The 17,724-nt window shown below is 37.3% G+C and carries 15 protein-coding genes; 5 read left to right on the top strand and 10 right to left on the bottom strand.

Features of this window, described 5'->3' with window-relative positions; all coding sequences use genetic code 11:
- Window positions 1-367: 367 nt before the first annotated feature.
- The 10 genes from acs to KIK00_RS00450 form a co-directional block, all read right to left on the bottom strand.
- Window positions 368-2,275, bottom strand: a complete 1,908-nt coding sequence (gene acs / locus KIK00_RS00405; protein WP_255814606.1) for an acetate--CoA ligase — start codon at window positions 2,273-2,275, stop codon at window positions 368-370.
- Between the two features lie 60 nt (window positions 2,276-2,335).
- Window positions 2,336-4,222 (bottom strand): AMP-binding protein, encoded by a 1,887-nt coding sequence (locus KIK00_RS00410; RefSeq protein ID WP_255814607.1) that lies wholly within the window; start codon window positions 4,220-4,222, stop codon window positions 2,336-2,338.
- A 111-nt stretch (window positions 4,223-4,333) separates the two neighbouring features.
- Window positions 4,334-4,693 carry a response regulator transcription factor gene (locus tag KIK00_RS00415; protein ID WP_110367230.1) on the bottom strand — a complete coding sequence of 120 codons (360 nt, stop codon included), beginning with the start codon at window positions 4,691-4,693 and terminating at the stop codon, window positions 4,334-4,336.
- Window positions 4,694-4,702: 9 nt separating this feature from the next.
- Window positions 4,703-7,405 carry an ATP-binding protein gene (locus tag KIK00_RS00420; protein ID WP_255816704.1) on the bottom strand — a complete coding sequence of 901 codons (2,703 nt, stop codon included), beginning with the start codon at window positions 7,403-7,405 and terminating at the stop codon, window positions 4,703-4,705.
- Window positions 7,398-7,592, bottom strand: coding sequence for a hypothetical protein (locus tag KIK00_RS00425; RefSeq protein WP_255814608.1), 195 nt, complete (start codon window positions 7,590-7,592; stop codon window positions 7,398-7,400). Before KIK00_RS00425 ends, KIK00_RS00420 begins: the two co-directional genes overlap by 8 nt.
- Before the next feature lie 2 nt (window positions 7,593-7,594).
- A complete protein-coding gene (locus tag KIK00_RS00430; protein WP_255814609.1) occupies window positions 7,595-8,053 on the bottom strand; it encodes a GNAT family N-acetyltransferase in 459 nt (152 codons plus the stop codon).
- Between the two features lie 64 nt (window positions 8,054-8,117).
- Window positions 8,118-8,345, bottom strand: a complete 228-nt coding sequence (locus tag KIK00_RS00435) for a DUF6814 family protein (RefSeq protein ID WP_047376759.1) — start codon at window positions 8,343-8,345, stop codon at window positions 8,118-8,120.
- A 43-nt stretch (window positions 8,346-8,388) separates the two neighbouring features.
- A complete protein-coding gene (locus tag KIK00_RS00440) occupies window positions 8,389-9,969 on the bottom strand; it encodes an MFS transporter (RefSeq protein ID WP_255814610.1) in 1,581 nt (526 codons plus the stop codon).
- A 191-nt stretch (window positions 9,970-10,160) separates the two neighbouring features.
- Window positions 10,161-11,540, bottom strand: a complete 1,380-nt coding sequence (locus KIK00_RS00445) for a porin (protein ID WP_255814611.1) — start codon at window positions 11,538-11,540, stop codon at window positions 10,161-10,163.
- 332 nt (window positions 11,541-11,872) lie between these two features.
- Window positions 11,873-12,289: a helix-turn-helix domain-containing protein gene (locus KIK00_RS00450; protein WP_255814612.1), complete on the bottom strand. Its 417-nt coding sequence runs from the start codon at window positions 12,287-12,289 to the stop codon at window positions 11,873-11,875.
- Between the two features lie 161 nt (window positions 12,290-12,450).
- Here KIK00_RS00450 and KIK00_RS00455 point away from each other — a divergent pair, with 161 nt between their 5' ends.
- The 5 genes from KIK00_RS00455 to KIK00_RS00475 all read left to right on the top strand — a co-directional run bounded on the left by KIK00_RS00455 (window position 12,451) and on the right by KIK00_RS00475 (window position 17,696).
- On the top strand, window positions 12,451-13,116 hold the full coding sequence (locus KIK00_RS00455; RefSeq protein WP_255814613.1) for a GNAT family N-acetyltransferase: 666 nt from the start codon (window positions 12,451-12,453) through the stop codon (window positions 13,114-13,116).
- The gene (locus KIK00_RS00460) at window positions 13,088-14,284 is read left to right on the top strand and encodes an argininosuccinate synthase (protein WP_255814614.1); all 1,197 of its coding nucleotides are present in this window, start codon (window positions 13,088-13,090) and stop codon (window positions 14,282-14,284) included. The genes KIK00_RS00455 and KIK00_RS00460 overlap by 29 nt, the downstream gene beginning before the upstream one ends.
- Window positions 14,285-14,335: 51 nt before the next feature.
- Window positions 14,336-15,301 carry an N-acetyl-gamma-glutamyl-phosphate reductase gene (gene argC / locus KIK00_RS00465; RefSeq protein WP_255814615.1) on the top strand — a complete coding sequence of 322 codons (966 nt, stop codon included), beginning with the start codon at window positions 14,336-14,338 and terminating at the stop codon, window positions 15,299-15,301.
- Between the two features lie 260 nt (window positions 15,302-15,561).
- Window positions 15,562-16,701, top strand: a complete 1,140-nt coding sequence (locus KIK00_RS00470; protein ID WP_255814616.1) for an aspartate aminotransferase family protein — start codon at window positions 15,562-15,564, stop codon at window positions 16,699-16,701.
- Window positions 16,702-16,736: 35 nt separating this feature from the next.
- Entirely contained in the window at window positions 16,737-17,696 is a 960-nt protein-coding gene (locus KIK00_RS00475; protein ID WP_255814617.1) for an N-acetylornithine carbamoyltransferase, read from the top strand.
- Window positions 17,697-17,724: the final 28 nt, after the last annotated feature.

Genomic DNA, 17,724 nt, shown 5'->3' on the forward strand with positions numbered 1-17,724 from the left:
ACTTCCAGTAATCAGATATTGCTGATCAATAGTTGTAGTATCTGGGCAGAGATACCCATGGCTGTGCATAAAGTAAATGCACTGATATAGAACTTTTTCATTTCAATGTTGTTTTCTGAGTTATTAATTAGAAATTTTGCGAATTTAACATTTTTTAAGATATCAAAATTACTTTAATGTGATATGCTGTAAATCATACTATTAATTATTTAAATCTCTTTATTTATAATAAAATTTGTTTTATGATGATGTAAAATTATCTTTATGAGGCGACAAAACTTGTCGTAACTTTTTAAAGTGCAAATACCACAAAAAAACCCCGAAAAATAACTTTCAGGGCTTTCATTGGTTAAAAAATTGAATACATTTAAATTCTTTCGTTTTTGATTTCTTCTACAATTTCAGGATTTAAAAGTGTGCTGATATCTCCAAAATTACTGAAGTCACCCTCTGCAATTTTTCTCAGTATTCTACGCATAATTTTTCCTGAACGTGTTTTCGGAAGTCCGGAAACAAACTGTATTTTGTCCAGTTTCGCAATCGGCCCGATCTGATCTGAAATCAACTGATTAATCTCTTTTTTCAGGTTTTCCTTATCACGTCCTTCTCCGGATTCTTTAAGCATTACATAACCGTATAGTGCATTTCCTTTGATATCATGCGGATAGCCTACAATAGCGGATTCCGCAACGGCCGGGTGTTGGTTGATGCTGTCTTCAATAGGAGCGGTTCCAAGATTGTGTCCGGAAACGATGATCACATCATCTACACGTCCCGTAATTCTGTAATAACCCACTTCATCTCTTAATGCGCCATCTCCGGTGAAATATTTCCCGGGAAAAGCCGTAAAATACGTTTCTTTATATCGTTGATGGTCACCCCAGATGGTTCTCGCGATTCCAGGCCATGGGAAACGGATACAAAGATTTCCGGTCACCTGATTTCCGGTAATTTCATTTCGTTTATCGTCCATCAAAACAGGCTGCACACCTGGCAGTGGAAGAGTGGCATAAGTAGGTTTCGTTGGGGTAACAAAAGGAAGCGGTGAAATCATGATTCCTCCTGTTTCAGTTTGCCACCACGTATCAACGATCGGACATTTTTTCTTTCCAACATGATCATTGAACCAATGCCATGCCTCATCGTTGATAGGTTCACCCACAGAACCAATTACTTTCAGGGAACTTAGGTCATGTTTATCTACCCATTCTGCACTTTCTTTTGCTAGAGAACGGATAGCTGTAGGAGCGGTATAAAACTGAGTGATCTTATGTTTTTCAATCACTTCCCAGAAGCGGTCCGGTTCAGGATAGGTAGGAATGCCTTCAAAAATTACGGTTGTAGCACCATTTAATAAAGGTCCGTAAAGAATATAAGAATGTCCTGTAATCCATCCGATGTCTGCAGTACACCAATAAATATCATTTTCTTTATAGTTAAATACATTTTTGAAAGTGTAAGCGGTATATACCATATAGCCGGCGCAGGTATGCAGCATTCCTTTGGGCTTTCCTGTAGATCCGGAAGTATATAAAATGAAAAGCGGATCTTCAGAATCCATAATCACCGTTACGAAATCAGGAGAAGCTTTTTCATATAAATCGGCCATCCAGTGGTCTCTTCCTTCTTTCATTTTAATTTCGTTGTGGGTTCTCTTGACTACAAGAACGTTTTCAACCGTTGGTGTTTTTTCCAAAGCATCATCAACAATACTTTTCAGGTCAAGAACTTTATTTCCTCTGTAGCTTCCATCCGATGTGATCACCATTTTTGCTTCACAATCATTTACCCTTGATGCAACTGCAGAAGCAGAGAATCCTGCAAAAATAACGGAGTGCACTGCCCCAAGCTTTGCACAGGCAAGCATTGTAATAGCCAATTCAGGGATCATAGGGAGATAAATACACACCCTGTCTCCCTTTTTAATACCCATATCATGTAAAACATTAGCCGTTTTATTCACACGGGTATACAATTCCTGGTAGGAAATATGCTGTGCTTCTTCCTTTGGATCATTGGGTTCCCAGATGATGGCCGTTTTATCTCCTCTTACGGCAAGATGTCTGTCAATACAGTTTTTGGTAATATTCAGTTTCGCGTTTTTGAACCAGGTAATTTTAGCTTCATTCATATCGTACTTAACAACCTTGCTCCATCTTTGGTACCACACGAAATTTTGATCTGCTACCTTATCCCAGAATTTTTTAGGATTTTTGATAGACTTTTTATAATCTTCAAAATACTGTGGTAAATCTTCTATTAAGTAATTTCTCATATCCCTTTCGTTTTTTGAAATTTGAATTTATTTTATTTAAATTTATGTTTAATTTCCGGCTTAAGCCCTGTATTCCTTGATTTTTTCCTGAATTTCATCAATGATTTTCTCATCGTCAATCGTTGAAGGAATCTGGAAATCCTTTCCGTCAAGTAAAGTTCGGATCAGTTTTCTTAAAATCTTTCCGGAGCGTGTTTTAGGTAATCGTTTGACAACCATAGCGTTTTTCAGAAAAGCTACCGCTCCGATTTTGTTGCGGACCATCTGGATAATATCTTTTTCAATGTCTTCTTTAGAAATAGCAGAGCCGTTTTTCAAAACAACAGCAGCAAAAGGTACCTGTCCTTTTAAATCATCATCAATACCTACCACAGCACATTCTGCGACATCCGGATGTGAAGAAACAATTTCCTCCATTTCAGAAGTGGAAAGTCTATGCCCCGCAACGTTGATTACATCATCCACTCTTCCTGTGATGAAAATATAGCCGTCCTCATCCTGAATAGCACCGTCTCCTGAAAAATAGTAACCTTTGTATTGAGAGAGGTAACTGTTTTCAAAACGTTCATAATCTTTCCATATTCCAAGCATAGCACCGGGCGGGAGAGGAAGTTTGATCACCAGATAACCTTCGTGATGAGGATCGAGTTCCAGTCCGTTTTCATCAAAAATTTTAATGTCATATCCCGGAACAGGTTTTCCTGCTGAAGCTCTTTTGATCTGATAATTTTCATCATAAGTCAGCAATCCAAGCATAGGCCATCCGGATTCTGTCTGCCACCAGTGGTCTATGGCCGGAACTCTGATGTGTTCTGCAAACCAGTCCAGAGTAGCAACATCACATCTTTCACCAGCCAGAAACTGCTTATTGAAATGGGTTAAATCATATTTTTTTACCAGTTCTCCATTTGGGTCTTCTTTTTTAATTGCTCTGATAGCAGTAGGTGCAGTAAACATTACTGAAACCTTATATTCTGAAATTATTCTCCAAAATGTACCTGCATCAGGAGTCATGATAGGCTTTCCTTCAAAAATAATAGTTGTATTTCTGTTGATTAATGGTCCATAAACCGAAAAGCTATGGCCAACTGCCCATCCGAAATCTGAGGCAGCCCAATAAGTTTCTCCCGGTTCCACTCCGTAGACATACGTCATGGAAAATTTTAAAGCAGTTGCGTAACCTCCGGTATCACGAACAATACCTTTGGGTTTGCCTGTAGTTCCCGAAGTGTAAAGTAAATAAAGCGGGTGGACAGATTCCACAGAAATGCAGTCTGCTGGAGCTGATTTTTCAACCAGCTCTTCATAATCAATCAGTCCGTCAAACATTTCATCCTGATTATCTACTAATTTTCTGTTGTACACAACAATGTGGTCTACTTTATCCTGTGCCAGTTCAATCGCTTTTTCTACTAACGGCAGATAGGGAATTCTTTTGGCAATTTCCACACCGGCTGTAGCAGTAATTAAAACTTTAGGTTTACAGTCATCAATTCTTACCACAAGTTCATGTGGAGCAAAGCCTCCAAAGACCACATTATGAATAACCCCGATTCTCGCACATGCAAGCATAGCAAAAAGAGTCTGAGGAATCATTGGCATATAGATAACTGCTGTGTCTCCTTTTTTTAAACCTAAAGAAGCCAGTCCTCCAGCGAATTTTGAAATTTCCTCTTTCGCCTGATTGAAAGTATAGGTTTTCTTCTGATTGGTTACAGGCGAATCATAAATGACTGCAATCTGATCTCCGAATCCGCCTTCAATGTGCTTGTCAATACATAAGTAACACATATTGAGCTTTCCATCAGAAAACCATTGTGGGTAGTTATTTTCGTCATTAGAGAGAATCTGAGTAGGAAAATCAAACCACTTTATTTGTCCGGCCTGTTCCTTCCAGAAATCTTCTTTGTTTTCTATGCTTTGCTTAAATAAAATATCGGTATTCATGTCAATAGTCTTGTGTTTGATTTTTTTACCCTTGTCAAGATTTTAAACTTTGACAAGGATAATTGCAAGCCAAAGGCGAAGCAAATCTCTTAATGATCTTAATTCTACATGTTAAAACATTTCCTCAATCTGCTGCATCAGTTTTTTAATCGAATAGGGCTTAGTTACGTAAGCATCAGCGCCCATTTCCAATCCCTTTTCAATATCTCTGGGATTGTTTTTGGCACTCAGAAAGATAACTTTGGTGTCTTTTAGTTTTTCATCCTGCTTAATAAGGTCTAAAGTGCTGTATCCATCAAGATTAGGCATCATAATGTCAAGAAGGATCACATCGGGAACCATTGTTTTAAGAAATTCAAGGACTTCTGTTCCGTCACGGGCAATATAGACATCGTATCCGTTTTTCTTAAAGCTGTATTCTAACGACATTAATATTTTGTGTTCGTCATCCGCAATGATTATCTTTTTCATAAGAAGGTTTTAATGGTGTTCAACTTCATTTGTAATCTCTTTTTTAGTTTTTTCGGGAATGCTTATGGTGAAAGTTACACCCAGTCCGCTGTTTTCTGCTTTTATACTTCCTCCGTGTGCCTGTACAATTTTTTTGGAAATGGCCAGTCCCAGTCCGCTTCCTGTAGGTTTTAAAATGTTTTGGTTTTTTGACTGATAAAACTTGTCAAAAATCATTTCCAGATCCTCTTCCGGAATGTGTTTCCCAGTGTTGAAAATGGTAATGGTCAACTGTTGATCTTTTTCAAATAATTTGGTCTGGATTGTTCCTTGTTCTTCTGTGAATTTTAAGGCATTTCCCCAAATATTCTGAAACAGCTGAATCATTCTCGCTTCATCATATTCAAATATAAACTGATTCAGAAGATTAACTTCACTTAAATGAATATTTTTCTGCTGTATCAGGTGAAGAAGCGGATTTAATGCTTTTTTATAAGTTTCAATAATATTATTTTCCTGAATATGTAAAGAAATTTCACCGTGCTGGAGTTTGTCCAGATAAAGAATATCGTTGATGATTTCGCTCAATCTGTCGGATTCTGTGATGATATTGTTTAAAAATTCCTGTTTGATGTCAAAAGGAATATCGTCGTCGTCAGCTAAAATTTCTCCGGCAGAGCGGATAGCGGTGATCGGAGTTCTCAGTTCGTGGGCAACAGAGTCAAGGAAGTCGTCTTTTTGGCGATCTTTAACAATCAGACTTTCGTTGGCGGTTCTCAGGTCATCAGAAAGTTTCTGCAGTTCCACAGATTGTTCGGTAAGTTTTTTATTTAAGCTGATGTTTTCTTTTGATTCTTCAAGGATGTTTAAAACTTCTTTTAAAGATATTTTATCTTCTTTGGTTACCCCTTCGATCAGTATTTTTGCTGAAGCTGTCCCAATTCTTCCTGCTAAAAGGTTTTCCGAGAATTTGATAAATCTTGAGTCTGCTGTTTCCGTTTTGGAATCGATGTTATATTTTAAATTAAAAATTCGGAGTGCTTGCTCTGTCTTATTTCTGCCTAAAAAACGTTCAAGAATATTCTGAATATCGGAAATATAAGCTGTTCCGCGCCAGATAAAAGCATTTTCATGATTCTGAATGTATTTGTCAATATCTACATACAGCTCAGCAAAGTTTCTTTCACGGTAATTCCCTTTAGAGCTTACGGAAACAATGGCAAACAGGCTTGTATTTATTAGCATCGACCAGAAAAAGATCTGCGGAATTCTTCCCAAATAAGGAATGGTGAAAAAGCCGAAAGCGTCATACATTTCCCTGATTATTCCTTTAAACTCTTGGTTGTACGAAAAATAATACTGTGGAATGATCAGTCCGAAATAACAGATCACTAATCCCGCTAAAAGTCCTGTGACGGCGCCTTTATAACTTCCTCTTCTCCAGAATAAAGCTCCGAAGAATGCAGGTGCCAGTTGAGCAATGACAACAAATGAGATCAATCCTACAGAGTCCAGTGAGGTTTTCAGGATGAAATATTTATAGAAGGCAAAAGCCATGATAATCAGAGCGAAAATGCTGAATTTTCTGATATTGGTAATACTTCTTGTATTTTTCTCTTCATTTTCAGATTTTAATTTTCCAAGCAACCCATATGGAATGATGAGGTTATTGGAAAGCATGATGGAGAGGGTAATGGCAGAAATAATGATCATGGAAATACATGAGCTCAGTCCACCAAGAAAAACAAGCACTGTGATTAAGGTATTATTAAAATGCTGCGGAATAAGAATAGAGTAGAACTCAGGATTTACTTTCTGTCCGTCAAAAATCAATCTTCCTCCCCAGGCAATCGGGAAAATAAAAACAGTAAAGATCAACAGGTAAAGCGGGAAAAACCAGATGGCTGTTCTGATGTGTTTCTCCTGTCTGTTCTCAATAATCGCGGTGTGAAACTGCCTCGGTAAAATGCAGATCGCCGTAGCAGAAATCATGCAGAGAATCATCCAGTTCATAGCACCTTCAATCCCGTTGAATGTATTTTTTTCTTTAAAATCTTCGAATTTGCTTGCCTTCTCATAAATATCTGAAAATCCATCGAAGGCGTAATAAATCACGAAAAGTCCGAGAATAATAATAAAGAATAACTTTAAAAAACTTTCCAGAGCAATCGCTGAGATAATTCCCAGACGTTTTTCCGAAGCATCCACATATCGGGTTCCATAATAAGAGGAAAATAAGGCAATTAAAACCACCACAAAGGTCGCATTATCGGTCAGAATATCTTTCGACATTGGAGTTTCAGTTACCAGATGGAAGGTTTCAGAAATAGCTTTGATCTGCAGTCCGATATAAGGAACGATTGCAAGAAGACAAACCACCGTGATAATGGCACTCAGACTTCTGCTGTTACCGTATCTTAATGAAATGAAATCAGCAAGACTGCTTATTTTATTAACCCTTGAAATTCTCACAATCCGGGTGTTGATATAAATCCATGCCGGAATAATCATAATGGGGCCAATGTAAATTGGCAGGTAATTTAATCCGCTTGTTGCAGCAACGCCAATGCTTCCATAATAGGTCCATGCAGTACAATATACTGCAAGAGACAACGCATAGATGTAGGGATTGTTGATCCATATCTTACTTCTTTTCTTTTCCGCCAGATGAGCAACTAAGAATAGAAGAGCCAGATAAAACAGAACCACAAAAAATAAGGCAAAACTACTCATCATACCTTTTTACAATTACAAAAGAAATGATAATGGAAATCATCCATATCACGAACAGGTAAATCAGGATCATAGGATAGCCCAGAACTTCTTTCTCATTGTTGAACAGAAGAGAAATAGGGATGCTGAAAGCGATCATCATTCCGAAGCTCAGAATAATCAGTTTTTGTTCATGTCTCTTTTTCATAATTATCTTAGTTCTTTACTGAAGCATATAGCTTCTTCACGTCCAGTGTAAATTCCATAATTTTCAATGACCTTATATCCTTTTTTCAGATAAAACTTTACAGCATTCTCATTTTTTTTACGGGTTTCCAGGTAAATGTATTTGTAGTCAAATTGTTTTGCCGCTATTTCTAATGCTGAGAGAATCTTTCCGCCTAGTCCCATATTTTTCTTTAGAGAAAACATGCGTTTAACTTCACATATCTCCGGTGAGATAGGGCGAAAACCTCCGCAGGCAATAGCTTTTTCATCACTTACAGCAATTATAAACAAAGCTTTCTCCTGAGTAAAGTCGTCAAGGTTTGCGCTTTTGCTTCCACTCTCACCAGAGATTGTAATAAGAGAAGTATTTAATCTATGGATTAGATCAATAGCTCTTTTATCTTCAGAGGGGTGAGGAATTGCTTTAATTGTGATGTTCATTTTTTTTATAATTGATAAAAGATAATTGATGAATGACTGCATTCATCAATTATCCATATTGCTTTTAAATTTTATCGTCAGAATATTCTCCTTTTAAGGCATAGTAACCGAAAATGGCCATCCCGCCTGAGATAATCGGCATCAGTACAAAAAGAATAATGATACCAAAAACCAGATCTTCCTGTTTTCCGGATGTTATTTTCGGGATTCCCAATACTGTAATTCCGAAATAACCTACAATTACCGCGATTGCAATCCAGACAATGCCTAATATTTTTTTTAGTCCGTTCATTTTAGTAGTTTTAAAATTAATAAAAATTTGAGTGATTCAGTACCTAATCGTGAAGATTATTATTCTTATTTTTAAGATAAAATAATCCGATGATCAAACATACTGTGGCAACTCCAATCGGATACCAGAGTCCTTCCAGATACCACGTCGCATGTCCCGCTTCTTTTCCGGTGGTTACCAGATAGGTTGCTACTGCCGGAAGAAGACCTCCGAATACACCGTTTCCGATATGATAAGGTAATGACATTGAGGTATAACGGATTCTCACAGGGAACATTTCAACAAGAAAAGCAGCGATAGGCCCGTATACCATAGTTACAAATATAACCTGGATGAATACAAGGAAGACGAGATACCACTTGGTGTTATCACTTAACTTTAAACTTTGAGAAACTTTGGCTTCTTCCGCTTTTCCGTCTTTCATAACAACCCCTGCAGGTGACCAGTGAACTACACTGTCTTTTTTGATTAAAGTTCCGTCTGTATAAAGAGTTTCTTTGTGAAAAGTAACCAGGCTGTCTGTCGCAATATCACTATGGATTTTTGCAGTTCTTTTTTCCGTAATTCCATTAGCAGCAACAGTTTTACTTTCAAGGTTTACACTTTTGAACATACTGTCATAAATAGGTCTGTAAGCTAAAATAGCAACCAGCATTCCGGTCATCATTACAGCTTTTCGCCCGATTTTATCAGACAGCCATCCGAAAAATACAAAGAAAGGCGTTCCTAAAAATAAAGCGGTAGCCATCAATGAATCCACCTGTGCAGATTCCACATTCATTACCTTTTGAAGGAAACTCATCGCATAGAACTGACCTGTGTACCAGATTACCCCTTGTCCCATTGCAGCTCCGAATAAAGCCAATAATACAAACTTGAAATTGTATTTATTCCCGAAGCTTTCTTTTAAAGGATTTTTAGAAGTTTTTCCTTCGCTTTTAGCCTTAGCAAAAAGTGGAGATTCTTTCATGTTCTTTCTGATGATATAAGAAACGGCTACCATTAAAATGGAAATCCAGAAAGGAACTCTCCACCCCCAGGTATCAAATTCTTCTGCAGAAAGCGTAGTTTTTGTGATGAGAATCACAATCAGTGAAATGAAAAGCCCAGCTGTTGCGGTGGTCTGAATCCATGAAGTCCAGTAGCCTCTTCGGTGAGGTTGGGCATATTCTGCAACATAAGTGGCGGCACCTCCGTATTCTCCTCCCAGAGCAAGGCCCTGAAGCAATCTTAAAATTAAAACTAAAACCGGAGCCATAAATCCAATGGTTTTATAACTTGGAATACAGCCGATCAGGAAAGTAGAAAATCCCATGATCAGTAAAGTAACAAGGAAAGTATATTTTCTTCCGATGATATCTCCCAGTCTTCCGAAAAATAAAGCTCCGAAGGGTCTTACAACAAATCCGGCAGCAAAAGTAGCCAGAGTGGATAAAAATGCAGCAGTAGGATTATCAGCAGGGAAAAATTTGGTTGCTAAAACAACGGCTAAACTTCCGAAGATGTAGAAGTCATACCATTCTATGAGTGTTCCGAGTGATGACGCAGTGATGACGCTCCAGATGGTGCGGTTTTTCTGCCTGTCGGTCATATTTTCGTAGCTTTCGTGATGATTTTCGCTCATATAGATTAGTTTTTGATGTTAATGGAATAGGATTTTATTTGAAATTGCTTTTGAACCATTAAGAGATTTTAAGTTGATAAGAATAATTAAGATTATAGCTAAAGCTATTTTATTCAGCTGTATTCTTCCTATCCATCGTTGATGAAGCTTAACTTATCTTAATTTCTTTACGATTCTTAATGGTTTAAATTTTACAAGTAGATCTGAAATTGTACAATAAATTCTCCTTTAGAAGAAGGACTTTCCGTAGGACTTGTATAAACAGGTCTCGTTGAATATTGTGTAGTGATTTTTGCATGATGTCCGTCTATAAACCAATTGGCTCCAACGTCAAACTGAGAGGATGATTTATCGAAAGCCTCAAAGCTTTTGTGAGTATAGGCTGCAAAAGGCTGTATTCTGATTTTTGGCTTTTCTGCCTGGCTTGGTAATAGTAAACCTGCCTGTGCGTAGATAATATTACCTGTCCCGATCGTCGGTTGTAGATTTCCTGGTCCTGCGATGGCTTTATTTCCGATAAAATTAGGATCTGAAGCTGCAATATTCATTGTTCCAAGATTTCTTACATAATTTGGCCCGAAATTGTAGTTATAATATCCTGCATAAGCAGAGACTGCCATTTTGTTTTTTGCTTCTCCCAAAGGAATATCTGCAAAAGCATCTACCGCAAAAAGAGTAATGTCATGCTTCTCAATGTTGGAGTTCACAGAAGTTCTTGTTCCGTCTGCCTGATGATAGAAACCGGCTCCTACATTGAAGACTTTCTTTGTTCCCAGATAAGATCCCACTTTATATGGAAGCGTATTTGATTCCTCATCAAGAAACTGATATTCCACATACCCTGCTTTTGAAAAACTGGGATTTCCGTTGTTGTCTACCGCAACAGCTTTTGAGGGATCTGTCACATTCACAGGGATAAGATCTGTAGCGAAAGGTTTATTTAAGCTGAAACGGTATTCCAGTTTTCCGTATTTACCTTTCGCAAACAATCCCAGCTGTCTTGCGAATTGGTCCGAGTTATCAATCAAAGGCCATGAAAAAACGGGAGAATCTAATGTAAGGAAGTTAAGCGTAGAAGCCATCGTCATACGGGAAAGTCCCATGTAGTAATGAAGGCCTGCCCCTAAAGATAAACTGAATTTTCCTGCTTCTCCAGGTAAAATAACTGCATATTCGTTCCAGGCATCATGAAAAAATAACTGGGTTTTCTTTCCGTTTCCGTAACCTCCGGTGCCGGAAGTACCTGTGGCCCCGCCATTGATGAAGGTTTGGTTGTTGATTCCGAAATGAAGGAGGATCATGTATCTTTTAGAGACTTGTGCATACGCTAAAGCACGTAATCGTCTGTTTCCTATGCTCCAGGAGTTGTCTGTGGGTTCATTGCCTACCATACTTCCGGGATTCATAGAGGTATTTCTCAGCCAAAGCTGGTCCCATAAAATAAATCGGACGAATTTATCACCATCCGGATTGAGATTTATTTTTAAGCCATTGCCGTAATCAGGAGAACCTTGTGAGTATACAGAACTGCTGATTAAAGCCAATCCAATGAATGTAAGTAATTTCTTCATAAATTATCAATTTTTGGCGTTATTTTTTGTGAATGCCAAATTGTAATTAATAATTTATTTATGAAAATTTAATATATATTAATGGTAATAGTATAGTTATGAGTTGTTGAGGGTTGTGAGCTTCAGGGTTTGGGATCAGGGTTTCGGGGTGCAGGATTCGAGGTTTGAGGTTTGTTTTTTATTATTATTTGTTTTAATTGATTGATATTCAGTGTTTTATTTTTTATGCTCTGATCTTGTATTTCATGCCTCATGATCCACACCTTTCAACTTTGTGTCATATAACTCAAATTCACATCCTGAAACTATCACTCCATATCTGTACCCTGCATCTACTTCTTAAACCGTTCCCACTTAATCAGCATGTACTTATCAGCAAACTGAGTAATGATAATTCCCGAATTTTTAATGTTTTCTTCCTGGGCGATATATTCAATGAGCTCATTCTGTTTTAATATTTTATAAACAGGATGGAACTCGGAGTGGGGAGGTCTCGTAATATTGTATTTTTTAATCCATGAGCTTATAGTAACGTGCGAAACTCCGATAATTCTTTCAATTTCGCGATAGCTAAGTCCTTCCAAATACAGCTGAAGTGCTTTGGTGACATAATAATCATCAATCTGTTTTCCCAGCTTTTTAACGGTGAAATAATATTTGCAGTCTTTACAGTGGAAGCGTTGTTTTTCATTGATGATACCGCTTTTTACTACTTTGGTACTGTTGCATTTAGGGCACATATTTTCCATAACTATATTATTTTAGCAAATATATAATAAATTAGCAAATGTATATTTTTGTATAAAGATAATTTTACCTGTTTAAAACTTTAAAACAAAAAAAAATATCTTTTTTATTTGGATTTAAAAGAAATTATATTTTAAATTTGCCAAAAAAATTAGATAAATAAATGGAAATAGAAATTTCCTCATGCGAACATCTAATGTATGTGAGTGAAATACAGCAGGAAATGTACGATTCTGCACAGCGCAGAGGAACGGGTATCGCAAAACGTTCTATAGAATATTTGAGCAAGAAGATTTCAGAAGGCAATGCTGTGGTAGCCACTGAAAACGGTGAGTGGGTAGGTTTCTGTTATATAGAGACCTGGTCACATGGGAAGTTCGTGGCTAATTCAGGGCTGATCGTGTCGCCGAAGTTCAGGAACGGAGGGGTAGCAACTCAAATCAAGCAGAGGGTTTTCCAATTATCTAGAGATAAATATCCAGATGCGAAGGTATTTGGATTAACAACAGGGTTGGCAGTGATGAAAATCAATAGCGATTTAGGCTATAAACCGGTAATCTATTCTGAACTTACTCAGGATGAGGAATTCTGGAACGGATGCAAGAACTGTGTGAACTATGAGATTTTAATGATGAAGGAACGTAAAAACTGTCTGTGTACAGCCATGTTATTTGTTCCTGAAAATGATAAAAAAAAAGATGAGGTAGTACATAATCTGCCTGAAAGTAAATATGATGGAATGATTCAAAAAAAAATTGATGAATTCCATGTGACCATTAATAATAATAAAAAAAGTCCAGATGAAAAAGAAAGTCATCTTAGCGTTTAGCGGAGGTTTAGATACTTCCTACTGTGCTAAATATCTTAGTGAAACACTAGGATATGATGTATATGCAGTTACTGTAAATACCGGAGGTTTTTCAAAAGAAGAAGAAAAAGAGTTGGAGAGAAAAGCTTTAAACCTTGGGGTAAAAGAATACAAGTGTGTAGACGCTCAGGAAGATTATTATAATTCATGTGTGAAATACTTGATTTTCGGGAATGTATTGAAAAATAATACTTATCCTCTTTCTGTAAGTGCTGAGCGTACTATTCAGGCGCAGGAAATTGCAAAATATGCAATTGAGGTACATGCAGATGCTATTGCTCACGGAAGTACAGGAGCTGGAAACGATCAGGTTCGTTTTGATTTGATTTTCCAGGTAATGTGTCCGAATATTGAGATTATTACGCCAATCCGCGATATGGCTTTGTCCCGTGAAGAAGAAATCGAGTTTTTGAAAGGCCACGGTTATGAAATGGAATTCCAAAAAGCTCAATATTCCGTAAATAAAGGACTTTGGGGAACTTCAGTAGGAGGAAAAGAAACATTGACATCAAGAAATTATCTTCCGGAAGAAGCTTTTCCGTCTCAAATCAAAGAAACTCAGCCTTCAGAACTGGAGATCGAGTTTAAAAACGGAGAAGTAGTAGCAGTAAATGGAGAAAGCTTTGAGCATTCAGTATATGCTATTCAAAAAATAGAAGAATTGGCTTCAGCATATGGAATTGGCCGTGATATTCACGTAGGTGATACGATTGTGGGGATTAAAGGACGAGTAGGGTTTGAAGCTGCCGCCGCATCGGTAATCATCAAAGCACACCATTTATTAGAAAAGCATACCCTTTCAAAATATCAGCAAATGATGAAATCACAGCTATCCGATTGGTATGGAAACTGGCTTCATGAAGCACTTTTCTTAGATCCTGTCATGAGAAATATTGAATCTTTCCTTACGGATTCTCAGAAAACAGTAAGCGGAAAAGTATTTGTGACTCTTCATCCATACAGATTTATTCTTAATGGAATTGAATCTGATCATGACCTGATGTCTGATAAATTCGGAAGCTATGGAGAAGCCAACAGAGCATGGACGGGAGATGACGTGAAAGGTTATACAAAGATTGTAAGCAATTCTTTAAATATATACCACCAGATTAACCAAAATATCAATTAGTTCCGAAGGGACGATTAATGAAAGACAGAATAAAATTCTGCCAGAATCAAAATGAAGAAAACAGTAGGAATAATTGGTGCCAACGGTTATACAGGAAGTGAGCTGATACGCTTACTGGCTTTTCATCCCCATGTGACATTGAGTTTTTTATATAGTCGTTCGAATTCGGGAACAAGAATTTCGGATCTGTACCCGGATTTAACGACAGTTTGTGAAATGGTTTTGACCGATAAACCTGAAGACGCAGACATTCTTTTTCTGTGTCTTCCCCATAAGGAAAGTCAAAACTGGTTAACTCAGAATCCTGTCAAAGATGAAACGCTGGTTATAGATCTTGGAAACGACTTCCGTTTAGAAGGGGATTTCGGAAACAGAGATTTTATCTACGGATTACCGGAAATCAATAAAAAACAACTGGCAGGTGCAAAAAGCATTGCGAACCCGGGATGTTTTGCAACAGCCATTCAATTGGCCTTATTGCCATTAGCAGAAAAAGGAGCATTAAGTGAAGTTTTTACTACAGGGATTACAGGTTCTACAGGAGCCGGACAGTCTTTGCAGGCGACAACTCATTTTACCTGGAGAAATGATAATGTATCAGCATATAAAACATTAACTCATCAGCATGTAGATGAGATTTTGCAGCAGCTGATTTCATTTAATAATAAAGAAGTAAACTTGAATTTTGTTCCATGGAGAGGAGATTTTGCAAGAGGAATTTTTACAAGTTCCACCATGAAGACGGATTTTGAGCTGGAGGAAATAGAACAATGGTATCAGGATTTTTATGCGGAGGAGCCTTTCGTTACGGTAAGTAGCAGGGCAATTGATTTAAAGCAGGTTGTCAATACCAATCGCTGTGTGATTCAGATAGAGAAGAGTGGAAATGTGGTAGTTATTCACTCAGCGATTGACAATTTGTTAAAAGGTGCTTCAGGACAGGCAGTCCAGAATATGAATCTGGCTATGAACTGGGAAGAAAATGCAGGATTAAACCTGAAACCGATAGCCTTTTAAATTGACAATAATTAATTGAGAATTTTAAATAAGAAGTAAATCTGACTTAGGAAAAAGAGCGTTAAGAAAATTAATTCTATGAACGTTAAGAAAATTCTACTGTTCGAAGTGCGAGGAAAATATAAAACCGAAGAACCCATTTGGATTTCGCACAAGTTTTAGAATTTTTAGAGAATAGAACTAATTTTTAGCGGAAGTTTCCAGGTCTTGAACTTTTGTTTCTTTTGTTTCAAGACAAAAGAAAAATAAAAAACAAAAAAATGAATTTATTCAACGTATATCCATTATTCAACATAAATCCGGTAAAAGCTCAGGGATCTTTTCTTTGGGATGATAAAGGAGAACAATATCTTGATTTTTACGGAGGTCATGCTGTTATTTCCATTGGGCATAACCATCCCTATTATCAAAACAAATTAAAGGATCAGCTGGAAAAAATATCTTTCTATTCCAACTCTGTTCAGAATGAATTGCAGACAGAATTGGCTGAAAAATTAGGAAAGCTTTCGGGATATGAAGATTACAACCTTTTCTTATGTAATTCTGGAGCTGAAGCCAATGAAAATGCTTTGAAACTGGCTTCTTTTCATAACGGAAAAAGCAAAGTGCTTTATTTTTCAGGTTCATTTCATGGAAGAACTTCCGCAGCAGTTTCGGTAACTGATAATCCAAAAATTGTTGCACCGGTTAACTTTTCCGAAAGATTCATCAAATCAGAATGGAATGATGTACAACAGCTTGAAGAAACCTTTGAGAAATTTGGAAGTGAAATTTCATCGGTAATCATTGAAGGAATTCAGGGAGTAGGAGGAATTATGATTCCAACGCCTGAATTTTTATCTAAAATCAAAGAACTGTGCAAAAAATATGATGCTGTTCTTATTTTGGATGAAGTGCAGTCCGGATATGGAAGAAGCGGATATTTCTTTGCCCATCAGGAATTTGGTGTAGAGGCAGATATTATTACTACAGCAAAAGGAATGGGGAACGGATTTCCTGTGGGTGGAGTTTTGATCCATCCTAAATTCCAGGCAAGCAATGGTTTGCTAGGAACTACATTTGGAGGAAATCACTTGGCTTGTGCAGCTTCAATTGCTGTACTTGATGTCATGAAAGATGAAAATCTTATTGAAAATGCTCGGCAGATGGGCGGGTATATTGAAAATGAAATTAAAGATTTACCACATATTAAATCCATTCGAAGGAAAGGATTGATGATCGGAATAGAACTCGATAGAGACTGTTCGGAAGTAAGGAAAGAATTACTGTTCGGTCATCATATTTTCACAGGAAACTCGAATGATAAAACAGTACTTAGGATTCTTCCGGCACTGAATATCAAAAAAGAGGAAACAGATCTTTTCATCAGCGCTTTGAAAGTGGTGTTGGGGAATATCTAAGGGATTTAAAAACAAAATCTTTAAAATTAATTCAAATGAAAAAATTTACCTCTGTAAGTGATGTAGAAAACTTACAGGAAATCATAAAAAAAGCTTTACAGATAAAAGCAGACCCCCTTACTGAAACAGAAAAAGGAAAGGGAAAAACAATTGGACTTGTATTTTTAAACTCAAGCCTGAGAACCCGTCTGAGCAGTCAGATTGCAGCACAAAATCTTGGTTTGAATATTTTGACATTAAATGCTGCACAGGAAGCCTGGAATCTTGAATTTGCTGATGGAGCTGTCATGAACGGTGATACAGTGGAACATATCAAAGATGCAATTGAAGTTTTAAACCAATATTGCGATATCATTGCGGTACGTTGTTTTGCGGGAATGAAAAGCAAAGAAGACGATGTGAATGAAAGCATTTTAAGCCAGTTTGAAAAGCATGCAAAAGTACCTGTTATTTCATTGGAATCTGCCACGCGTCACCCGCTACAAAGCTTAGCAGACTGTATCACGATTACAGAAAACTGGAAAAAAGATCATAAACCAAAAGTCGTGTTGACCTGGGCGCCGCATATCAAGCCTATCGCTCATGCAGTTGGAAACTCTTTTGCAGAATGGATGCAGGAAATGGATGTGGAGTTAGTCATTGCAAACCCTGAGGGATATGATCTGGATAAAAACTTTACAAAAGATGTGAAAGTAATCCATGATCAGGACGAAGCTTTAAAGGATGCAGATTTTATTTATGTAAAAAACTGGTCTTCTTTTGATGATTATGCAGCAATGCCTGAAGTAAAAGGTGACTGGATGCTTACCAACGAAAAATTAGCCAATACCAATAATGCAAAAGTAATGCATTGTCTTCCGGTTCGCCGTAATGTGGAGCTGAGTGACGAGGTAATGGATGGAGACCATTCTATCATCTACCAGCAGGCCAAAAACCGTATTTTCTCTGCACAGGCTGTGTTCAGTGAAATTTTAGATGAATTAAAAGCCAAATAATGACCCTTATCAAGGTTCAAAATCTTGA

Source organism: Chryseobacterium sp. MA9 (genome assembly GCF_024399315.1).
Lineage (GTDB): Bacteria > Bacteroidota > Bacteroidia > Flavobacteriales > Weeksellaceae > Chryseobacterium.